Below are 19,077 nucleotides of genomic sequence, written 5' to 3'. Positions count from 1 at the left end.
ACATCCGGCGGTCGTCGTCTCCACCTGGACCGGCTGTCGGTCCACCGCGCGCACGCACGGCGTGGATCAGCGGACCGTCTGCTCCTGGGTCTTGCTCGCGCCGTCGCCCGTCGCCGTGATGGTCAGCGGGCCGGCGGTCGCGGCGCGGATGTAGAAGAGGCCTTCGCGCTGCGAGTTCTTGAGGCTCACCACCGCCACGGGCGCATCCGAGCAATCCGGCAGCAGGTGAAAGGTCGCGCCCGGATCCGACGCGGCCAGGGTCACCTCCGGCACGGACAGCGAGGCCAGGTTGCCCACCAGGTCCCAGCCCTGCACCACCAGCGCCTCCGAGCACGTGTCCACGTCCAGCGTCCGCGCCGGAGTGGCGAAGCCCACCTGGCGGTCCTCGCCCTGCGTCACCACGTCCACGCCGATGGCGTTCTCGTACAGCTCGCTGTTGTACCCGTCACCGCTGATCCGGTTGCGGCTGATGAGGTTCGCGGTCCCGTTGTCCGAGATGGCGGCCTGGTAGACCTGGTTCGTCAGGTCCTCCTTGCTCAGCTCGTTGCCGAGCACCTGGATGTTCTGGGGCGCGGCGGGCGGGTCATAGTCGTTGCCCTCCGCCTGGATCAGGTTGACGCCGACGTCGTTCCCCACCAGTTCGTTGTCCTGGATGAGCAGGTCGTGGCACAGCTCCCGCCCCACGCCGTAGGCCGAGCCACCCACCACCAGGATGCCGGAGCCGTAGTCCGCGGACCGCAGGTCCTCGAACAGGAACGCGTTGCCCTGCACCTCGTTGCCCACCACCTGCCCGGAAGCGCCATACGCGAGCTGGATTCCAGTGCGCGAGATGCGGCTGGTAGGCCCCAAGCCGTCGAGGGTGTTGTCCTCCAGCGTCACCGCCACCCGCCCCTGCACCACCACGCCCACCTTCTGGTAGCCCGTCAGCCGGTTGCCCCGGATGACCACCGGCACCGGCGCGCCTCCCACCGTGCTGTTGCGCACGTCGATGGCGAAGCCCTCCTGGCAGCCGCTGATGGTGCCCTGGTTCAAGTCCTCCACGACCGTGTTCTCGATGGTGCCGCTCGCGTCCTCCAGCAGGATGCCGCGCAGCCGGTCCACGCCCGCGTCACACACGTCCGACAGGTTGCGCGCCGTCACCGTGACGAACCGCACGTTCGCCACCGTGCCCCGGTTGCGCAGCACCGCGCCCTTGTAGTGGTCCCCCGCGCCGTCCTCGGACGCGGTCAGCGTGTGCCCGGCCCCATCGAACGTGAAGCCGTCCGGGATGAACACCGCGCTCTGCACCACGCAGTCCTCGCGCAACGTCACCTGCCCCGGCGACAGGGTGATGGCGCAGTCGGTCTCACCCGGGCCGCAGCGCCGGCCCGTCCAGGTCACCTGGAAGGAATGCCGAGTGCTCGCACCCGAGGCGTTCGTCACCACCAGGTCCACGGTGGGCGTCACGTCCGCCGGCAGGCAGGAGAGCTCCGTCCAGTCCACCGTGCTCGTCGCGCCATTGCCCACCGGCGTACCGAGCGCGCCCACGTTCGACGTCCAGGCGAACGTCATCGCCTCGCCGCGCGGATCCGTCACGTCCACCGTGAACGTCACGCGTTCGCCCGCGAGCGCGCTCTCGGCGGACTGTGACGTGGTCTCCAGGACCGGCGGCGCCTCCGCGCGCACGCACAGGTTCACGAGTTGCTCCGTGCTTCCACCGAAGCCGTCCGTCACGGCGCCCTTCAGCTGACAGCCACAGTCCGTGGGCGCCGCCCCCGGAGTGAAGACGGGCCTGGCCAGGGTGACGTTGTCGAAGGTGCCCTCGCACGTCGCGCTCCAGGCATACGTCAGCACGTCTCCGTCCTCGTCCGTCACCGGCGCCGGGACCTGGAAGGTACTGCCCAACATCACCTGCTGGGGCTCTCCGGCCACGGACGCCACGGGCGCTCGGTTGAACCACGTCTTCCTCAGCGACGCGGGCCCGCGCACGGTGCCCACGCCGAGGTGGAACTGGAGCGTGGACACCGCGCCCTGTGCGTCCGTGACACGCAGGCTGATCAACGCGTCATCCTTGAGGGTCGGGTCGTAGTCGGTGCCAGCATCACCCTCGGTGCCAGCATCGGGGACCGGCGGGCGTGCGGCTGTCCATTCACAGGTCGCGTCCTCGCAGGCGAGCACCCTGCCGGAGGCGGTCCATTCGTAGGTCAGCACACCCTCCTCTTCGTCACTCACCTGCGCGCTCAACGTGACGGTTTCGCCTGGCGCCACGATGGCGCTCTGCGCCCGCACTTCGTGGATGCGTGGCGCATGGTTGGCCAGCCCTGGCGCGCCAGACTCCGGCAGGGGAACCAGGACCACGAGCGCTTCCCCGTACAGGGGCAGCTTCACCCCGGCGTCCGATTTCACGGAGGCCACCACCGTCTTCGCGGAATCCTCGGCGGCCACGGTCAGCTGGATCTCCTCCTCGGGAGACTCCGGCTTCACGACGGCCGACCACGCGATGCCGCCATCCGGATCCGTCGCGGACGTCAGCGCCTTCGACTCCGTGGCGCCCGACGCGTGCGTCACCGAGGCCGTCACCGCGGCGACCACGGATGACCGGGGCGGCGCGACCACGAGCCGCGCACCACCGGCCAGTGGCGCCGTGACGGCGGGCTCCTCCTCCACGCAACCGAACGTGGTCAGCAGCAACAACCCCACGAGGTGCAACGCACGGGCGGGCTTCAGGGTCACGGCATCCTCGGGGAAGGCGGACGGGAGTGAGAACGATACCGGGTGATTCCCACACGTCCAATCCACGGGGAGCACGGGCCGTGTGCGCCCGGCCCGCCGTCCAATGCCTGCCAGTCCCCCGCGACCCGAGGGCCGGTGCTACGGCAATCCTTGCTCGGCGCTGTACTGCGCGACCCATTCCCCTATCCGGGCAATCACCCGTGCGTGGTCGTTGTCCAGCTCGGGCAGGAGGGCCGCGCCGTACCAGTGCGGGTGATGGCGCAGGTCCGGCCGCTTCGCGAAGACCCACTCCCGGAAGGCGGGATGCTCCGGCGGGTGCCCCAGGTCCTCGCGCGCGCAGTCGTAGGCGAAGATGCACATGAACAGATACGACACGTTGATCGCCTGGTAGTCGGGAGTCCCCACCAGGTACATGCCCGGTCGCTCACACCAGATACGCATCCATGCAATCAGGTGGGTGGGGCGAGCAAAGGGAGCCATCCGGGAAGCCTAATCTCCCCGACGGCGAAGTCCTCTCCCGAGCGTTCACGCCACCCTCCCGCCGCATGGTCTCGCGCAGTGTCGCGGTGCTGCATTCCCCCACGTGCACCCGCCCGAGCCCCGCCGTCCCCAGCCCTGGCCCATCCGGCTCGCACACTGGGCCAACGTGCCGCTGCTCGCCATCCTCGCGGGCAGCGGGCTGCAGATCCTCGCCGCGTATCCGCGCATGGGAACTCGCGGGCGGCCCATCGCGCTCTACCCCTTCCAGGATGCCGTGCCGCCGTCGTGGCTGCGCCTGGGGGACTGGCTCGCGGGAGCGCGCAGCTGGCACTTCGCGTTCGGTTGGTTCCTGGCCCTCAACGGGCTCATCTATGTGCTCTACCTCGCGCTCAGCGGTGAGTGGCGCCGCCGTCTGTTCCTCCCGCGCCGCGACACGCGCGATGCAGTGGCCACGCTCGCGTACTACCTGCGGCTCCGCCCCGCGCCCGCGCAGACAGGCCTCTACAACGGGCTCCAGCGGCTGGCGTACACGGCCACGCTGCTCATGGGCGCGCTGTCCGTCCTATCCGGACTCGCCATCTACAAGCCCGTGCAGCTCCAGTGGCTCACGGCCCTCTTCGGTGGCTACGACCCCGCGCGCTTCGTGCACCTGCTGCTGCTCGCGCTGTTCGCGTTCTTCACCGTGGGCCACGTCGTCCTGGTCGCCCTGCACCCGCGCACCTTCGGGGAGATGATCACCGGCGGGAGGAAGCCCGATGCCCCCTGAGCGCGTCCTCACCCGCCGCCGCGTCCTCCTGGGCGCCGCCGCGCTCGCCACCAGCGCGTGCGACTCCCAACGTCCGCGCGCGGGCTTCCTCGGCGTGATGGACCGCTTCAACGAGCGCGCCCAATCCGCCCTCTTCCACCCCGGCCGGCTCGCCCGCGAGGAGCCCGTCGAGCAGCTCACCCCACCTGGCGAGTTCCCCCAGTACTTCATCTCCGAGACCGTGCCGCTGGCACCCGCTGGATGGACGCTGGAGGTGGGTGGACTCGTGGCCCGGCCGCGTGCCTTCACGCTGGAGGAACTGCAGCGGCTGCCCCGGACCGACTACCGGATCCGCCACCACTGCGTGGAGGGCTGGAGCGCGGTGGCGTCGTGGCACGGCGTGAGCCTCCGCGACCTGGCTCGGGCCGTGGGCGCGGACACACGCGCGGGGTTCGTGGAGTTCCGCTCGTTCGACCAGGGCTACTACTCATCCTGGGACGCGCCGAGCGCGCTGCACCCGCAGACCGTGCTCGCGTACGGCATGAACGGAGCGCCGCTCATCCCCGGCCACGGCGCGCCGCTGCGCCTCTATTCGGGCGTGAAGCTGGGCTACAAGATGGTGAAGTACCTCACCACCGTGCGCTTCCTCCCGGAGGCCACGGGGGGCACCTGGGAGGACCGGGGCTACGAGTGGTTCGCCGGCGTGTAGCCCGTGGGCCTTCAGCGCTTGGAGCTCACGACGCCCGGCAGGAACGGCGTGAAGCCGCGCTTGCGCAGGGCCTCGCGCTCGGCGAGCAGGGCCGCCAGCGCCGCCTCGCGCGTGGGGAAGTGGTTCACCGCGGCGCCGTTGATGACGCCGCTGGTGCTGATGAACATGAGCGTCATCTCGTCGCCGCCATAGCGGTACGAGCGGTGCGTGCCGCGCTCCAGCACCTCGCGGCGCACCTTGCCGAAGGTGCGCCCCGCCGTGTGGCGGACGACGAGCCCATCCAGGTTGATGAGCAGGTCCACGCGGCCGTTGAACTTGGCGAACTGCGCCTCCACGTCGTTCCGCCAGCGCAGCACGTCCTCATCCGTTACCAGGATGCAGTCGGTGAAGTTCGCGGTGACGACGTCGTGCTCGGCGTCGCGTTCGAAGGACATCCCCCAGGCCATGGCATGTCCTCCTTCAGGCCTGCGCGGCGTTGCCCGCGAGGAACGCCGACACCAGCGCGGCCGTCTCCGCCGGACGCTCCACCTGGGGGTAGTGCCCCGGCCCCGGCAGGTGCGTCATGCGCGCGTTCCGGATGAGCCCCACCACCGCCTGCTTGAGGAACACGGGCGGCAGGAACGGATCATCCGTGGCCACCACCAGCGTGGGCGCGGTGATGGCGGACAGCCGGTCCGCGAAGCCTCCCGCCGTCCAGGAATCGAAGCACTGCTCGATGGCGTCCTTCGACACCGCGCCCGAGTCCTTCAGCAGGGCCTCCAGCGACTCCGGCGACAGCTGCTTGCAGGCCAGCCCCAGGATGGTCTTCTGCTTCTCCCGGTCCCCCGCGGAGCCACGGAACAGCCCGGCCGCGTCCGGAGGCAGCGGCAGCCCCGCCGCGGGCACCGTGTTGAGCAACACCAGGCCGCTGACGCGCGCAGGCGCATCCGCCGCCACCCACTTGGCGATCTGCCCGCCCATGCTGTGGCCCACCACCGCGAAGCGCTGCGCCTTCGCGTGGTCCGCCACCGCGAGCACGTCCTTGGCGTACTGCTCCAGCGTGTACCCCGACGCCGGCCGTCCGGACGCCCCGGTGCCCCGATGGTCCGGGACGATGAGCCGCAGGCCGGTCATGTCCAGCTTCTCCAGCATCGAGTCCCACACCGCGCCGGACACCATCCACCCGTGCACCAGCACCACGTCGCGAGGACCGTCCCCCAGGACCCGGTAGTGCAGGGGTGTTCCGTCCGTCGCGTTCGTCGTGGGCATGGGGGGTCTTCCTCCGGGGGGAGATCTGCTGGAAGTCGTTGCTTAAAGGGGAAGCGTAGCAAGCCACGACTGGGGCGTGGCCGTCCACCTGCTCGGGGGTTGCCTGACGGCCAGAGGGGCGAGCTGTCCTGACGGGTAGGTGCGCGGGAGGGAATGAAGGGTGGGAGCGGGTGCGCGCTTACGGCAGACTCGGGTGCGTCATGACGGATGGACGCAGCGGGACGACGGGAGCGAAGCGCACGGTGTACTGCGAGGACGCGCTCGCGTGGCTGGACGCGCGGCCGGTGTTGGAGGGGTGCTCGATGGTGGCGTCGATGCCGGACGTCTCCGAGTTCCCCTCGCTCACGGTGCCCCAGTGGAAGGACTGGTTCGTGGGGGCGGCGGCGAAGGTGTTGTCGCGGGTGCCGGCGGACGGGGTGGCGGTGTTCTACCAGTCCGACGTGAAGAAGGACGGGGCGTGGGTGGACAAGGGCTACCTGGTGTCGAAGGCGGCGGAGGCCGCGGGGTGCGACACGCTCTGGCACAAGGTGGTGTGTCGCCGGACGCCGGGGACGGTGACGTTCGGGAGGCCTGCGTACTCGCACCTGCTGTGTTTCAGCCGGGGGTTGAAGACAGACGCGGCGAAGTCCACGGCGGACGTCTTGCCGGACCCCGGCGAGGTGACGTGGACGCGAGGCATGGGGCTCAACGCGTGCCTGGTGGCGTGCCGCTTCATCCTGGAGCAGACGCGCACGCGAACGGTGGTGGATCCATTCTGCGGCCACGGCACCGCGCTCGCGGTGGCCAACGCGCTGGGTCTGGACGCGGTGGGCGTGGAGCTGAGCCGCAAGCGCGCCCGCCGCGCGAGGAACCTCCAGGCCGCGTGGACGGGCGGGAAGCTGGTGCTGTCCAGCGCGGTCGGTGACGGCGAAGAAGACCCGTCGCCGGAGTGACGACTCAGGCGTCGTCCTCGAAGGACGCACGCAAGTGGCTCAGGGGCTGGAACAGCCGCTGGGGCCACTCGGGCGCGCCGAGCCTGACGCCGATGAGCGGCCGGTAACCGAAGCGCGAATAGAAGCGGGCCGCGAACGCGTCCTTCGCATCCACGATGACGAGCACGACGCCCGCGTTCTCCCCGATGGCCAGTGCCCGGCGGTGCGCGTCATCCAGCAACTGCTCGCCCACACCCGCGCCCCTGACGCGCGAGTCCCGGGCGAGCCTTCCGAGGATGACCGCAGGAAGTGGATAGCGCGGCAGACGCTTGACGATGGCTTCCGGCGCTTCGTCTCGCGACACCTGCCCCACGGCGAGCGTGTAGTACCCGAGCACGCGGGGCCAGTCGAGCCGGGTGTCCGGACGGCGCAGCACCCAGGTCCGGCTCACGTCGCGGCGCTGGTTCTGGCCCGCGTCCTGCCGGAAGAAGCGGTTGAGCGCCTCGTGCTCACACTGGAAGCCGCTGGCCGCGTCCTCGCGGGTCAGCGCTTCCGTGAACGGCGCGGGAATGACGGGTGGCTTGCGGCTCAAGGGCGCTCGCGACGGCGGCGGCGGGAGAGCTCGCGCAGCGCGCGCGACGGCTTCGGGGGCGCAGCCACCGCCTTGGCCACCCGGTCGAAGTCCTTCGCGGGCAGGACGATGGACTCCTCGTCCATCGCCTTCCACTCCAGCCGGGTCAGCGCCGGAGAGCTGTACTCGCGCAGGGGCTGTCCGGGCTGGAGCGGCACGAAGGCAAGCCGAGAGCCCCGGCGCGCCTCCAGCACCACCTTGTCCAGCAGGCTGATGGCCTCGGTGATGATTTCGGAGACGTCCCCACCCAGTTCGCGCCGCAGCCGTTGGACCTGCTCCATGACCGGGTCGGAAACGGTGGGTTGCAATCGATGGGACATGGCGAGCACTCCTGACTCACTTCTGATGCGGAAGTGAGTCACTTAATCCTCGCGCCCCCCAGATGCAATCAGGCCGCCTGGGCTCCGGCGAGCGCCTGGGCCACGTCCTTCTCCAGCTGGGTGAGGAACGTCTCGAACAGGCGCTCCTCCAGCGCGAGCGCGGGCTCCAGCGTCGTGCCCACCTTCGTCAGGCGCTCCGTGCACGCGTCCTCGATGGCGCGGCGGTGGGACTGCTCCTCCACCACCACGCGCCCCAGCTCCTCGCGCACCACCGCGTGCCGCGTGGCCGCCTTGTAGAGCGGATAGAGCACCATCGCCCGGCGCTCCACCACCGACGTGGTGAGCAGGTAGTGCAGGTACACGTCCGTCGTCCCCGTCACGCCCGTCACCCACTCCGCCAGCTGCCGGTCCAACGACTGGAACCACGCCGACGCCGCGCCCACGCTCAGGAACTCCGTCACGTCCTCGCGGCCCGCCACCTCACAGGCCAGCTGCTTGAACGTGAATGCATGCCGCGTCTCGTCCGCCAGGTGCCCCAGCACCTCCAACGACGGGTGCCGGTCCGCCACCGTGCGCGAAATCTTCCGCGCCCCAATGAACTCCAGCAGCGACAACGTGTGCAGCCACCTCACTTCCAACTCGGGAGACTGAGCCAGCTGCCGCAACACCGTCTGGATTCTGTCACGCATGGGGCGCCCCTCTATCGCGCCCCTCACGTCCTCCCAAGCACTGTTGCTCCGGACAGGAGTCATCACCCACCCTGACCGGGAAGACAGGGACGGAGGACTGGCCAACAATGTTCGTGCCCCCGGGTTTGACCGGGAGGGCTCCGCCGCCGTTTGCTTCTCCGTGCCGAGGGCTGTGCCTGGTGCCGGGGGGTTGACCAGCATGCGTCCGTATCGCGGAGACCTGCATCCGTCCGGGCACCGTCCAGCCCGCGCCGCCGTGTCGCGGTCCGGCACCGGAGCGCGCGCATGAAGGCACTGCCCCTGTCCTCCTTCCAGGGAGTGACGGCCTTCCGCCATTGGATGCGCGCCCAGGACGCGGGCCGGCTCCTCGCGTCCCTGCGCGTGCGCCCCCTCGCGGGCCACCTCCTCCGGGGCTCCGCGCTCGTGGGCGCCGTCGCGTGGGCCCCCGGCGTCCACTCCTTCTTCGCCGTGCCCTTCACGCCCGCGCTCGCGTGCTTCCTGCCCGGCGCCGTCCACCGCGTCGCCTTCGCCTGCGCGCACGCACGCCACCGGCGCGTGGGAGCCTTGAGCTGGCTCGCGTGGCTGCCGGGCCTGGCGCTGGAGCACTTCTTCCTCGCGGGCCTCACCGCGCTCGCCGCGCCTCGCGGGGCGCTCGTCCTCGGCGTGCTGCTCATCGGCACCTCCGCGGTGCACGGCCGGCGCTACCGGGTGACCTGGCGCGAGCCCTTCCTCATGGTCGGCACGCTCGTGGCCCTGCTGGGCGCGGCGGCCCTGGCGTGGCACTCCCAGAACGGGCTGCTCCTCGCCGTCATGGGGCCCGCGGCGCTGGTCGCGCAGCTGTACCTGGGCTCGCTCGCCATGCGCTACGACCAGGCCCGCGCGGACGCGGACCGCCTGCGCGCCGCCGTGCACGCGCAGCTCGTGGAGCAGCAGGAGCGCGACGTGGGCCGCCTCACCCAGGCCATGGGGGAAATCCTCGGCCACCACCAGGGCATGGACCAGGTGCTGCACGACGCGGGCACCGCCGCGGACATGATGAAGGCCTTCGGCACGCAGCGTAGCGCGCTCGCGCGCACCGGCTTCGAGGACCAGTCCCGCCAGCTCCAGGACAGCCTTCGACAGCTCCAGGAGATGGTGAAGGAGGTGCGCGCCAAGAGCCGCCGCTTCGCCGGCACGGAGCCGGAGGCCGTGGACCTGGGGCTGGTGCTGGAGTCCGTGCAGGCCCAGGTGTCCCTGCGCTTCCCCGACGTGGACATCCACGTGGAGATGCAGATGTCACGGCCGCCTCGCGCGCTCCTGCGCGGTGGGCCGCTCACGCTGCGCCGGGTGGTGGAGAACCTGGTTGTCAACGCATGCGAGGGCAATGGCGAACAGGGCGCTTCCCGGGTCTTCATCCGGGCACGCACCGAACCGCTCAGCGGACGCCTGGAGGTGGAGATCGAGGACGACGGACCCGGCTTCCCTCCGGAGCGTCTCAACGCGCCCGCGGAGGAGCTCTACACGACCAAGTCCCAGGGCACGGGGCTGGGCCTCTACACCAGCGAGTGCCTGCTCCGCGCCAGCGGAGGACTGCTGCACCGGCACAACGGACCGGGAGGCGGCGCCCTGCTCCGCATCCTGCTGCCCCGGGAGTACCCATGAAGCCCCTCAGCGCCTTCACTCCGACGCCGTCCACGACCCTGACGCGCGGGCGCGCCGCGAATGAAGCGGTGGCCCCGTCCAGCGGCCCGGTCCTGCTCACCTCGTTCGACGTGCGCGCCTACCATGAAGCCCTCGCCGCGCGCGGACTCGCCCGCCAGGGCACGAACCCCCGCGTGTACTGCCACACGGGATTGGTGGACCGGCTGCCTCCGCCCGGCACGCCGGGGCCGGAGCTGCGCGAGCGGCTGAGGGACTCGCAGGAAGCGATGCTCGTGGAGCTGGCGCGCGCCATGGGCCCCTTCCCTGATGGCGGAGAGGTGCTCGACGTGGGCAGCGTCCTGGGCGGCAGCGCGCTGTACTGGGCCCAGGAGCACCGCGCGCGCGTGACGGCGATGGTGACCGTGCCCACGCACCTGGAGCAGGTGCGCCGCTTCGCGCACGAGGCGGGCATGGGCGCGCACGTGCAGGTCCGGCTGTGTACGGGCGAGCCGCCCCGGCCCCGAGAGTGCTACGACGCCGTCATCGCCGTGGAGAACACCTGCGCCCTGCCCCGCGCGGAGTGGCTGCGCGGCATGCACGCCCGGCTCAAGCCCGGCGGAGTGCTCGCCATCGCGGACTGCTTCTGGGTGCGGCCCGACGCCGTGCATCCCTCCGAGAACGCGTGGAGCCGGCACCTGGGCAGCGTGAACGCGTTCCTCGCCGACGCGCGCGAGGCGGGCCTGGAGCTGGAGGCGCATGACGACGTGTCCGCGCGAGCGGTGGGCTTCTGGACGCTGAGCTCGGAGCTGCGCGTCCATGAGCACCTGGCCCGCGCGCCCACGGACGCACACAGCTTGCGCGCCGCGCTCAACGCCGTGCGCGCCGAGTCACGCCGCGAGCACCTGTGGCTGCAACAGGGCCTGCTGGATGGCGGGCTGGAGTACGCGCTGCTCGTGCTGCGCCGCGAGGCTTGATCCATTGCCCCTGGGCAGGCGGCCTGGCGGGCCCCTGCCCCATGGCACGAGGAGAGGGCGGCCTGGCGGCATGCAGCCCTCGGACGATGTCCCTGCGTCGCCCCACCCCCAGCCTTGGGTTCGTCACACCAACACGGGGGTCGAGCATGAAGGGTTTCACGCGATGGATGGTGCTGGGGGCGGTGGCGGGCGCGATGGCCCTGACCGGGTGCCAGAGCAAGGACCGCTCGCAGGAGAGCATGGGCGGCGGGACGGGAGGCTCCGGAAGCACCCAGGGCACCCAGGGCACCCAGGGCACCGAGCCTGGCATGGGCACGGGGCATGAACAGAGCCCGAGCCAGGGCGAAGGTTCGACGATGGATCAGGGCACGGGCGGAGCCGGCTACGACGCGGGCACGGGCGGATCCGGCTACGACTCAGGCACGGGCGGATCCGGCTACGACTCAGGCACGGGCGGCTCCGGCATGGAGCCTGGCTCCGGCATGGAGGGCTCCGGTGGCTCGAACGACACCACCGGCGGCAACACCGGATCCGGCTCGGTCCCCGAGCCTACCCGCTAGGCCTTGAGCCTCGGGGCGGCGCGGGCGTGACCGGATGGCGCGCCCGCGCCCTTCCTCAAATCTTCACCATCAACGCGCCGGTGAGGCGGCTCTCCGTCTTCACCAGGTCGGGGCTCCAGCCGTCCACGAGCGAGCCCGGCGCGCCCTGGTTGCCACCGGGCGGCGTGACGCCTCCGCGTCCGGAGAAGTACGGCACGTTGGCGGCGCGGTGGTTGAACTCCACGCGGAAGGTGATGAACGGCTGGGGGATGACGTCCGCGGCCACCTGGAAGTCCCAGGCGCGGTAGCGGTCGCCCGGGTTCGCGGTGAAGTACGGCGTGCCGGAGGCCGCGGTCGTCCCGTTGATGGGCGGCAGCAGCACCAGGTAGCGCCCGGGGTTGGTGATGGCGCCACCGCCCACGGTCAGCGCCAGCCGGTCCTGGAGGAACCATGCGCGGTGGTACGCCATGAACCCCAGGAAGTACTGCGACCCGCAGTCCACGCCGCCGCCGAACTCACAGCCCGCGTCGAGCGTGAGTGACGCCGCCGCCTTGCTGACGAAGCCGCCCGGCGCGTCGTGGTACTTCACCATCACGCTGTCGTCGGTGTGCACGCGCGTGCGGCCCGGATTCCCCAGCGTGTCCGAGCCGTAATACTGATTGCCCACCACCGACAGCCAGCCCGTGGGACGCCACAGCACCTGCCCGCCCACGCCGTAGCCGTCGTTGAAGCGGCCATACGACTGCCAGCCGTTCACGAGCCACGGTTCAATCTTGAGCGTGTCGCTGACGAAGATTTGCGCGCGCACGCCGTTGAAGAACCACGGCGTGTTCGACGACACGTAGGACGGCTGGTAGGTCCAGTTGTCCGCGTTGTAGTAGCTCCACAAGCCGATGTAGCTCATGAAGATGCCGGCCTGCAGGTTGATGCCTCGCAGCGCATCGAAGTGGTAGCCGCCGTAGGCCTCGGAGACGTAGCGGTAGGCGTTGTCCAGGTTCCACTGGCCACGCGTAGGGCTCGCGTCGTTGCGCGGCGTGGTCTGCGAGTACATGCCGAACTGGGTCATCAAGCGGCCCATGACGTTCTTGTAGAGAAAGTCCCCGCCGATGCCGAGCTGCGTGACCTGCACCTCGCCGTGGCGGAACACCTCACTGGATCCGGAGAGCGTGTCGTCCCGCGGGCGGTTGAAGCTGTAGTGGTACGCCGTATCCAGACGGAACTCGCCGGTGAACGGGCCGAAGCTGAGTGGCTTCTCGCTGGCGCCCGCGTTGCCGGGCAGCCAGGAGAAGTCCGCGAAGGCCAGCGGCGCGGGGCGCGCGTCTGACTGCGCATGCGCGCGCGGTGCGAGCAACAGCACGGCGAGCGCGGGTAGGAATGGGAGGTGGGGCAGCCAGGAGGTGACGGGTCTCATGGCCGGGCCGGATTGCAGCCGTCGTACCCGAGGGCGAAACGCGCGGGACTCCAGGAACCCCGCGAGGTTGGCGAAGAGGTGCGGGCCCTCGCGTCGTGCGAAATGCAGGATGTGCGTGCGGGACTTCGCGCGAAGCGCAAGAGGGCTGGACGCGCATCCAACGCGGCGGATTTTCACCCGTGGACTTCCCATAGGACCCAGGGGCATGCCCTGTGTCCACCGGCGCATCCCACCTGGGGGTGGAAAATCGGGAGGAGGGCGGGACTCGGGTACGGTGCCCGCACGATGCGCTTCTCCTTCGTGCACGCCGCGGATCTCCATCTGGACACTCCGTTCCGGGGCGTGGCCACGCACGGCCCGCTCCTGGAGCGCTTCCAGCAGTCCACCTTCCATGCACTCGCGCGCATCGTGGACGTGTGCCTGCGCGAGCGCGTGACGTTCCTGCTGCTGGCCGGGGACCTGTTCGACGTGAAGGACCGCTCGGTGCGCGCGCGGCTGGCGCTGCGCACGGAGCTGTCGCGGCTGGACCGCGCGGGCATCCAGACCTTCATCGTGCACGGCAACCATGATCCGCTGAGCGGCGACACCGGCACGCTGGGTCTGCCCGCGTCGGTGAAGGTGTTCGGTCCGGAGTGGGAGGACGTGGAGGTGCGACGCGAGGGCCGGCGCCTGTGTCACGTGCAGGGCGTTTCCTATCCGGACGTGGAGGTGCGCGAGAACCTGTCCGCGAGATTCCGCCGCACCGGCGAGCACTTCAGCGTGGGCCTGTTGCACGCGAACCTGGGCGGCGACGCGGGCCACGCGAACTACGCGCCCTGCACCGCCGCGGACCTGGCGGCGGGAGGACTGGACTACTGGGCCCTGGGCCACGTGCACACGCGCGCGGAGCACCTGCTGCCCGGCGGTGGCGTGGCGGTGTACCCGGGCAACCCGCAGGGCCGGCACGTGCACGAGACGGGCGAGCGCGGCTGCGTGGTGGTGGACGTGGAGGACGGCGTCGCGCGCAGGCGCTTCGTACCGGTGGACCGCGTGCGCTGGCACCGGCTGGACGTGCCGCTGTCCGGTGTCACGTCGCTGGACATGCTCCAGGCGGTGGCCACGGAGGTGGTGGAGTCACGCTGCGCGGAGGACTTCGACGGGCACGCGGTGCGCCTCACGCTGGCCGGACGCGGCCCGCTGCATCGGGAGCTCGTGCGGCCGGGAGCGAGGACGCAGCTGGAGTCGGACCTGCGCGAGCGGCTGGCGCGCGCGCATCCGCCGGTGCTGCTGGAGTCGCTGCGCGATGGCAGCCGGCCGGAGGTGGACCTGGAGGCGGTGCGCGCCGGAGGCGGCTTCCTGGGCACGCTGCTGGAGGAGGCGCAGGCGCTGACCCATGACGACGCGGCGCTCGCGTCGCTGTGGGACGACGAGGACCTGACGACGCTGGGGCAGCGGCTCAAGCGGCTGGGCGTGGATGCACTGGAGACGCCCCGGCCGGAGCTGGTGGCGCAGGCGGGCCAGCGCGGCGTGGAGCAACTCCACGAGGAGGCATCATGAAGCCGGGCCTGCGCATCAACCGCTTCCAGGTGGACGGCTTCGGGCACTTCCGCGGGTACTCGGGGACGCCGGGGCCGGGGCTCACGCTGCTGTACGGCCCCAACGAGGCGGGCAAGAGCACGCTGCTGGCGTTCCTGCGCGGCGTGCTGTTCGGCTTCGAGAAGCGCGGCCAGCCGGAGCGCTACGAACCGGAGGGCGCGCTCTTCGGCGGCGAGCTGTGGCTGGAGACAGCGTCGGGCCCACTGGTGGTGCGCCGCCACGGTGGCAAGCGCGCATCAGAGGGTGCGCTCACGGTGCACGATCCGGAAGGGCAGCTGCTGCCGGAGACGCTGCTGCACCAAGCGCTGGCGGGCGTGCCGCGCGAGCTGTTCTTCGAGGTGTTCGCCTTCCGGCTGGACGAGCTGGCCTCGTTCCACAGGCTCGCGCAGCAGCGAGGCGTGTCGGAGGAGTTGTTCGCCGCGGGCATGCAGGGCGCGCGGAGACTGCCGGAGGCGGTGGAGCGGCTGCGCAAGGACGCCGAAGCGCTGTACGCGCCGCGCGGGCAGAAGCCCGAGCTGAACCGCGTGATGAAGGACCTGGAGGAGGTACAGCAGGCGCTGCGCGAAGCAGGAGACCGGCCCGCGCTCTACTTCTCCACGCGCGACCAGCTGGCGGAGCGCATCGCGGAGGGCCACGCGCTGGAGGTGGCGCGCAAGCACACCGAGCATGAGCTGGACCACGCCTCGCGGCTGGAGTCCGCGCTGAGTGACCTGACGGGGCTCGCGCGCGACCGGGCGGAGCTGGCCACGCTGCCGGTGCTGGACACCTTCCCGCCGGGCGCGGAGACACGGCTGGAGGACGTGCTCCAGCGGCGCAAGACGTACCGCGCCCAGCAGGCACAGCTGCACGAAAGGCTCGCGCCCATCGAAGAGGCACGGGAGCGGCTGGCGGCCCCCTGGCCCGTGCGCGAACGCGCGGAGTCCCTGCGCACCGCGCTGGCCACATACTCCGGACACTCCGAACAGCTTCGCTCGCTGCCCGCGCGCAGGGCGTCGCTCACGTCGCGGCGGCGGCAGCTGGAGCAGTCGCTGGGAGAGCTGGGGCTCGCGGTGGACGCGGGCGGATTGCTCGCGCTGGACCTGGGCGCGCGGGCGCGCGGAGAACTGGAGTCTCTCGCGGGGAGGCTGGACGCGGCGGATACAGCGCTCGCGCAGGCGGAGTCGGAGCAGGCGCGCACGCGCGAGGAACGGGCGCGACTGGAGACGACGCTGGGGCGGGTCCAGGCGGAGCTGACCGCGCTGCCCGAGACGCGGCCCGCGCAGGTGCGGCAGCGGCAGGCGGCGGTGGGACGGATGCGCGCGGTGCGCGGAGACCTGGAGCGGCTGGCCGAGCAGCGTCTGGAACAGCGCCGCCAGATGGACGGCGTGCGGGCGCCCACGGACGCGGTGCCGCTGCGCTCGCTGGTGCCGATGTCGTGGGTGGTGTCGGCGGCGCTCGTGGCGCTGGGGTTCGCGGCGCTCGCGGCGTGGATCGCGGGTCCGTCGGTGGGCGTGCTGTGCGCGGTGGGCGGCCTGCTGCTCGTGGGGTTGCTGCTGCTCGTGCGCCACCGCGTGGAGACAGCGCGCAAGGCCAGCCTGGAGGCACAGGCGGCGCGGCACCGCTGGCGGCAGCAGGAGGAGGAGCGGTTCCGCTCGGCGCAGGCGGCGATGAGCGCGCGCGAGGAACTGCTCCAGCGCGAGCTGTTGAACGCCTCCGGAGCAGCGGGACTGTCCCCGGGCGCGTCGCTGTCGGACCTGGCCGCGCAGGAGTCGCTGCTCGCGGAGCAGCTGACGCAGGCCGAGCGGCGCGAGCTGCTGGTGCGCGAGGAGGACACGCTGCGCACGGCCTGGGACGCGGCGGTGCGAGACGACCAGCGCGTGGAGGAGGCACGGCTGCGCGCGAGCCAGCGCGAGGAGGTGCTGCGCGAGGAGTGGATGGCGTTCCTGGTGGCGCGCCGCTTCCCGGAGGCCCTCTCCGCGGCGTCGGCGCTGACGCTGTGGCTGGATGCCGCGGCGCTGCGGCAGCGGCTGCTGGACCTGCGCACGGACGAGGAGGAGTTCACGGTGGCGGAGGCCGCGTGCGACGCGGTGACGACGCGGCTGTTGCAGGAAGCGCGGGCCGCGGGCATGCCCCCGGGACAGGCGGAGACGGTGGCCGCGCGAGTGTCCGTGGCGCTGGAGGAGGTGCGCTCGAGGGCCGCCGACCAGCGGCACCTGGACGGTCAGCGCGGCGAGCTGCTGGCGGAGAAGGCGCGGTTGGATCAGCTGGCGCTGGACGAAGACCAGGCGTGGGAGGCGCTGCTCACGGAAGGCGGCTGCCAGGACGAAGCCACCTTCCGCCGCCGCGCGGTGCAGGCGCGCAGGTACGCGGAGCTGGCGGCCCGGGTGCGCGAGCACGTCCAGCGGGTGCAGGCACTCACCGGCCTGGGTGAGAACGCGGCACACGAGGAGGTACACGCTGCGGGCGGTGAGACGGGCCTGAAGGAACAGCTCGCCACGCTGCGCGAGCGCCACAAGGCCGAGGGCGAGCGCCACAAGGCCGTGCTCACGGAGCAGGGCAGCCTGAAGACGCAGCTGTCGCAGTGGGAGAACGACGACCGCGTGTCACGGCTGCGCATCCAGGAGGAGACGCTGCGGGCGAAGGCGGCGGAGCTGGCCACGCGCTACGCGGCGGACCGGCTGACGCTGGCGTTGCTCGGAAGGGCGCGCCGCAGGTTCGAGGAGGAGCAGCAGCCGCGCGTCATCCAACTGGCGAGCGAGCTGTTCTCCGAGCTGACGGCGGGGCGCTACCGCCGCGTCTTCATCCCGGCCGGGGACGCGCGCGAGCTGCGGGTGAGCGACGGAGCCAGGGAATGGAGCGCGGAGCAGCTGTCCCGGGGCACGCGCGAGCAGCTGTTCCTCGCGTTCCGGCTGGCCGTCATCCGCGACTTCGGAGAGACGCGAGGCGCGCTGCCGCTCATCACGGACGACGTGCTGGTGAACTTCGATCCGGAGCGGGCCCGAGGCGCGGTGCGGCTCTTCGCGAAGCTGGCGGAAGCCCACCAGGTCATCGCCTTCACCTGCCACCCGTGGCTGCGCGAACTGTTCGAAGCGGAAGGCGCCCACGTCCTGGAGCTGCCCGGCGCCACGAAGTCCCCCCGAGAAGGCGCACAACCGTTACGGGTGGTCTCCAGCGGTTGACTAGAAGTCCTCCGACAGGAGCAGGCAGTCCCAGCCGTCATACGTGCCGTAGTGCGCTTCCACGATGTCGTGGATCTCCTCGGCCACCGCGTCCACCCGCGCATCGTCCACGGTGTCCACCCGGTGGAAGTCCAGGCGGTACCTCAGCCCGGGCATGCGTCCGGCCACGGGAACGAGCTGCCACCGGAAGCCCTGGAACCCCAGGTCCCGCAGCCGGGCCTCCACGTCCTTCGCCAGTGGCTCCCACGGGAAGTACGCGCGGTGGTCCACCTTCCGGGCCACGTCCAACAGATCCCCCTCCGCTCGAAGGAGCGCGACCCGCTGGCGGTTCATCCTCACCTGCCACTGCAAGGGCGACGGGAAGAGCGTCCGGAGATACGCCGTCCAGCGGGGGTCCCGCGTCCGCGCCACGCCCACGTCATAGGCCCCCTGATGGGCCTGCACGAGAGGCCGCACCTGCTCCGCCGTGACGGACTTCGGGCCATACAGGCAGACGACCTGCGCGCCCTGCGCCACCAGGTGCCCGACCAGCAGCAGCCCCAGGGGACGCAAACACGCCTCCAGCGCGTCCTGCACCGCGAACACCGCGTCCTTCTCATCGCTGTCCCGGAGCCCGTTCGACATCGGGTTCTTCAAGGGGAGGGACAGCTGCCAGAGCACGGGGTGGCTGGCCATCGGCGCGAGCCGGTTGGCACCCAGGTCAATCCACACGGTCTGCGGCCCCTGCGTGGACCACCGGAAGTAGTCCTCGAAGGATTCACTCCAGGGCTTCTCGGAGGACGGAGCGTTCATGCCGGGCAAGTCCAACCTCCAGAGGTCGTGGGCCGGTCGATCTCGCGCCCCCGCGCGGATCCAGACTCTAGCGCACAAAAAAATACTGGGAGCGCGCCCCCTCGACGCGCTCCCAGTAACTCAACCCCTCCCCCGAGGGGTCCCCCTCTCGGATGCGGCCCCCAAAGCTCCGCGTCCGTCCTGCTTTTCCTTCAAGACGTCGACTACCGAAAACCTTGAGTCCCGGAAGATCGACCCCCGAAACCCTTTCCCCCTCTGCCCGGTCCGCTCTGCGTCCCGAGCCCTTGGACCCTGGTGGCTCTGCCCCCAGCATCCCCACCTCGCCTTCAATACGTCGGCCGCGAAAAACCTTGGTTCGGTCCTGTTTTTTTCCGCCGTCCCCCTCTGACGCGGCCGGCCGGACGGCCCTCCCCGGGGCGCCTGCGTCGGCGCTGCTGCTACAGTCGCCCACCCTGGAGGGGCGCCATGAAGAAGACGTCGGCGGTGGTCATTGGAGGCGTCGTGCTCCTGCTCCTCATCGGAGCCGGGGTCTTCTGGTGGCAGCGCCCCACTCCCCCCACCCC

Annotated in this window: 17 protein-coding genes; 8 read left to right on the top strand and 9 right to left on the bottom strand. The window is 71.1% G+C overall.

Annotated features, from left to right (window positions below; all coding sequences use genetic code 11):
- Positions 1–66: 66 nt before the first annotated feature.
- Together D7Y11_RS26365 and D7Y11_RS26360 are read right to left on the bottom strand one after the other, a co-directional pair.
- Positions 67–2,712 (bottom strand): right-handed parallel beta-helix repeat-containing protein, encoded by a 2,646-nt coding sequence (locus D7Y11_RS26365; protein ID WP_126935084.1) that lies wholly within the window; start codon positions 2,710–2,712, stop codon positions 67–69.
- A gap of 138 nt (positions 2,713–2,850) precedes the next feature.
- The gene (locus tag D7Y11_RS26360) at positions 2,851–3,153 is read right to left on the bottom strand and encodes a hypothetical protein (protein ID WP_126935083.1); all 303 of its coding nucleotides are present in this window, start codon (positions 3,151–3,153) and stop codon (positions 2,851–2,853) included.
- Between the two features lie 142 nt (positions 3,154–3,295).
- Here D7Y11_RS26360 and D7Y11_RS26355 point away from each other — a divergent pair, with 142 nt between their 5' ends.
- Positions 3,296–3,958: a cytochrome b/b6 domain-containing protein gene (locus D7Y11_RS26355; RefSeq protein WP_126935082.1), complete on the top strand. Its 663-nt coding sequence runs from the start codon at positions 3,296–3,298 to the stop codon at positions 3,956–3,958.
- Positions 3,948–4,646 (top strand): molybdopterin-dependent oxidoreductase, encoded by a 699-nt coding sequence (locus tag D7Y11_RS26350; RefSeq protein ID WP_126935081.1) that lies wholly within the window; start codon positions 3,948–3,950, stop codon positions 4,644–4,646. The genes D7Y11_RS26355 and D7Y11_RS26350 overlap by 11 nt, the downstream gene beginning before the upstream one ends.
- Before the next feature lie 11 nt (positions 4,647–4,657).
- On the opposite strand, the gene D7Y11_RS26345 is transcribed toward D7Y11_RS26350, so the two are convergent.
- Together D7Y11_RS26345 and D7Y11_RS26340 are read right to left on the bottom strand one after the other, a co-directional pair.
- The gene (locus D7Y11_RS26345) at positions 4,658–5,092 is read right to left on the bottom strand and encodes a hypothetical protein (protein ID WP_120581655.1); all 435 of its coding nucleotides are present in this window, start codon (positions 5,090–5,092) and stop codon (positions 4,658–4,660) included.
- A 13-nt stretch (positions 5,093–5,105) separates the two neighbouring features.
- Positions 5,106–5,894 carry an alpha/beta fold hydrolase gene (locus tag D7Y11_RS26340; protein WP_120581654.1) on the bottom strand — a complete coding sequence of 263 codons (789 nt, stop codon included), beginning with the start codon at positions 5,892–5,894 and terminating at the stop codon, positions 5,106–5,108.
- Positions 5,895–6,094: 200 nt separating this feature from the next.
- Here D7Y11_RS26340 and D7Y11_RS26335 point away from each other — a divergent pair, with 200 nt between their 5' ends.
- Positions 6,095–6,826 carry an SAM-dependent methyltransferase gene (locus D7Y11_RS26335; RefSeq protein ID WP_121753661.1) on the top strand — a complete coding sequence of 244 codons (732 nt, stop codon included), beginning with the start codon at positions 6,095–6,097 and terminating at the stop codon, positions 6,824–6,826.
- A 4-nt stretch (positions 6,827–6,830) separates the two neighbouring features.
- Here the strand turns inward: D7Y11_RS26335 and D7Y11_RS26330 are convergent, their stop codons facing one another.
- The 3 genes from D7Y11_RS26330 to D7Y11_RS26320 all read right to left on the bottom strand — a co-directional run bounded on the left by D7Y11_RS26330 (position 6,831) and on the right by D7Y11_RS26320 (position 8,445).
- Complete coding sequence (locus tag D7Y11_RS26330; RefSeq protein WP_120580530.1) at positions 6,831–7,397, bottom strand: GNAT family N-acetyltransferase; 567 nt, start codon at positions 7,395–7,397, stop codon at positions 6,831–6,833.
- Complete coding sequence (locus D7Y11_RS26325; protein ID WP_120580531.1) at positions 7,394–7,756, bottom strand: hypothetical protein; 363 nt, start codon at positions 7,754–7,756, stop codon at positions 7,394–7,396. Before D7Y11_RS26325 ends, D7Y11_RS26330 begins: the two co-directional genes overlap by 4 nt.
- A 68-nt stretch (positions 7,757–7,824) precedes the next feature.
- Complete coding sequence (locus D7Y11_RS26320) at positions 7,825–8,445, bottom strand: hypothetical protein (protein WP_120580532.1); 621 nt, start codon at positions 8,443–8,445, stop codon at positions 7,825–7,827.
- 285 nt (positions 8,446–8,730) lie between these two features.
- On the opposite strand from D7Y11_RS26320, the gene D7Y11_RS26315 reads away from it, so the two are divergent.
- The 3 genes from D7Y11_RS26315 to D7Y11_RS45230 all read left to right on the top strand — a co-directional run bounded on the left by D7Y11_RS26315 (position 8,731) and on the right by D7Y11_RS45230 (position 11,599).
- A complete protein-coding gene (locus tag D7Y11_RS26315) occupies positions 8,731–10,086 on the top strand; it encodes a sensor histidine kinase (protein ID WP_126935080.1) in 1,356 nt (451 codons plus the stop codon).
- Positions 10,083–11,039: a cyclopropane-fatty-acyl-phospholipid synthase family protein gene (locus tag D7Y11_RS26310; RefSeq protein WP_120580534.1), complete on the top strand. Its 957-nt coding sequence runs from the start codon at positions 10,083–10,085 to the stop codon at positions 11,037–11,039. Before D7Y11_RS26315 ends, D7Y11_RS26310 begins: the two co-directional genes overlap by 4 nt.
- A 146-nt stretch (positions 11,040–11,185) precedes the next feature.
- The gene (locus D7Y11_RS45230) at positions 11,186–11,599 is read left to right on the top strand and encodes a hypothetical protein (protein WP_199753786.1); all 414 of its coding nucleotides are present in this window, start codon (positions 11,186–11,188) and stop codon (positions 11,597–11,599) included.
- 55 nt (positions 11,600–11,654) lie between these two features.
- On the opposite strand, the gene D7Y11_RS26300 is transcribed toward D7Y11_RS45230, so the two are convergent.
- On the bottom strand, positions 11,655–12,989 hold the full coding sequence (locus tag D7Y11_RS26300; RefSeq protein WP_126935079.1) for an outer membrane beta-barrel protein: 1,335 nt from the start codon (positions 12,987–12,989) through the stop codon (positions 11,655–11,657).
- A 285-nt stretch (positions 12,990–13,274) separates the two neighbouring features.
- Here D7Y11_RS26300 and D7Y11_RS26295 point away from each other — a divergent pair, with 285 nt between their 5' ends.
- Positions 13,275–14,525 carry a DNA repair exonuclease gene (locus D7Y11_RS26295; protein ID WP_126935078.1) on the top strand — a complete coding sequence of 417 codons (1,251 nt, stop codon included), beginning with the start codon at positions 13,275–13,277 and terminating at the stop codon, positions 14,523–14,525.
- The gene (locus D7Y11_RS45225) at positions 14,522–17,722 is read left to right on the top strand and encodes an AAA family ATPase (RefSeq protein ID WP_126935077.1); all 3,201 of its coding nucleotides are present in this window, start codon (positions 14,522–14,524) and stop codon (positions 17,720–17,722) included. Before D7Y11_RS26295 ends, D7Y11_RS45225 begins: the two co-directional genes overlap by 4 nt.
- Here D7Y11_RS45225 and D7Y11_RS26285 read toward each other — a convergent pair whose 3' ends face one another.
- Positions 17,723–18,514 carry a DUF695 domain-containing protein gene (locus tag D7Y11_RS26285; protein WP_120580538.1) on the bottom strand — a complete coding sequence of 264 codons (792 nt, stop codon included), beginning with the start codon at positions 18,512–18,514 and terminating at the stop codon, positions 17,723–17,725.
- Between the last annotated feature and the right edge of the window lie 563 nt (positions 18,515–19,077).

This window comes from Corallococcus sp. AB018 (assembly GCF_003986945.1).
Classification (GTDB): domain Bacteria; phylum Myxococcota; class Myxococcia; order Myxococcales; family Myxococcaceae; genus Corallococcus; species Corallococcus exiguus.
The sequence above is the reverse complement of the archived record's forward strand: the minus strand, read 5'-3'. Positions and strand labels throughout refer to the sequence as shown.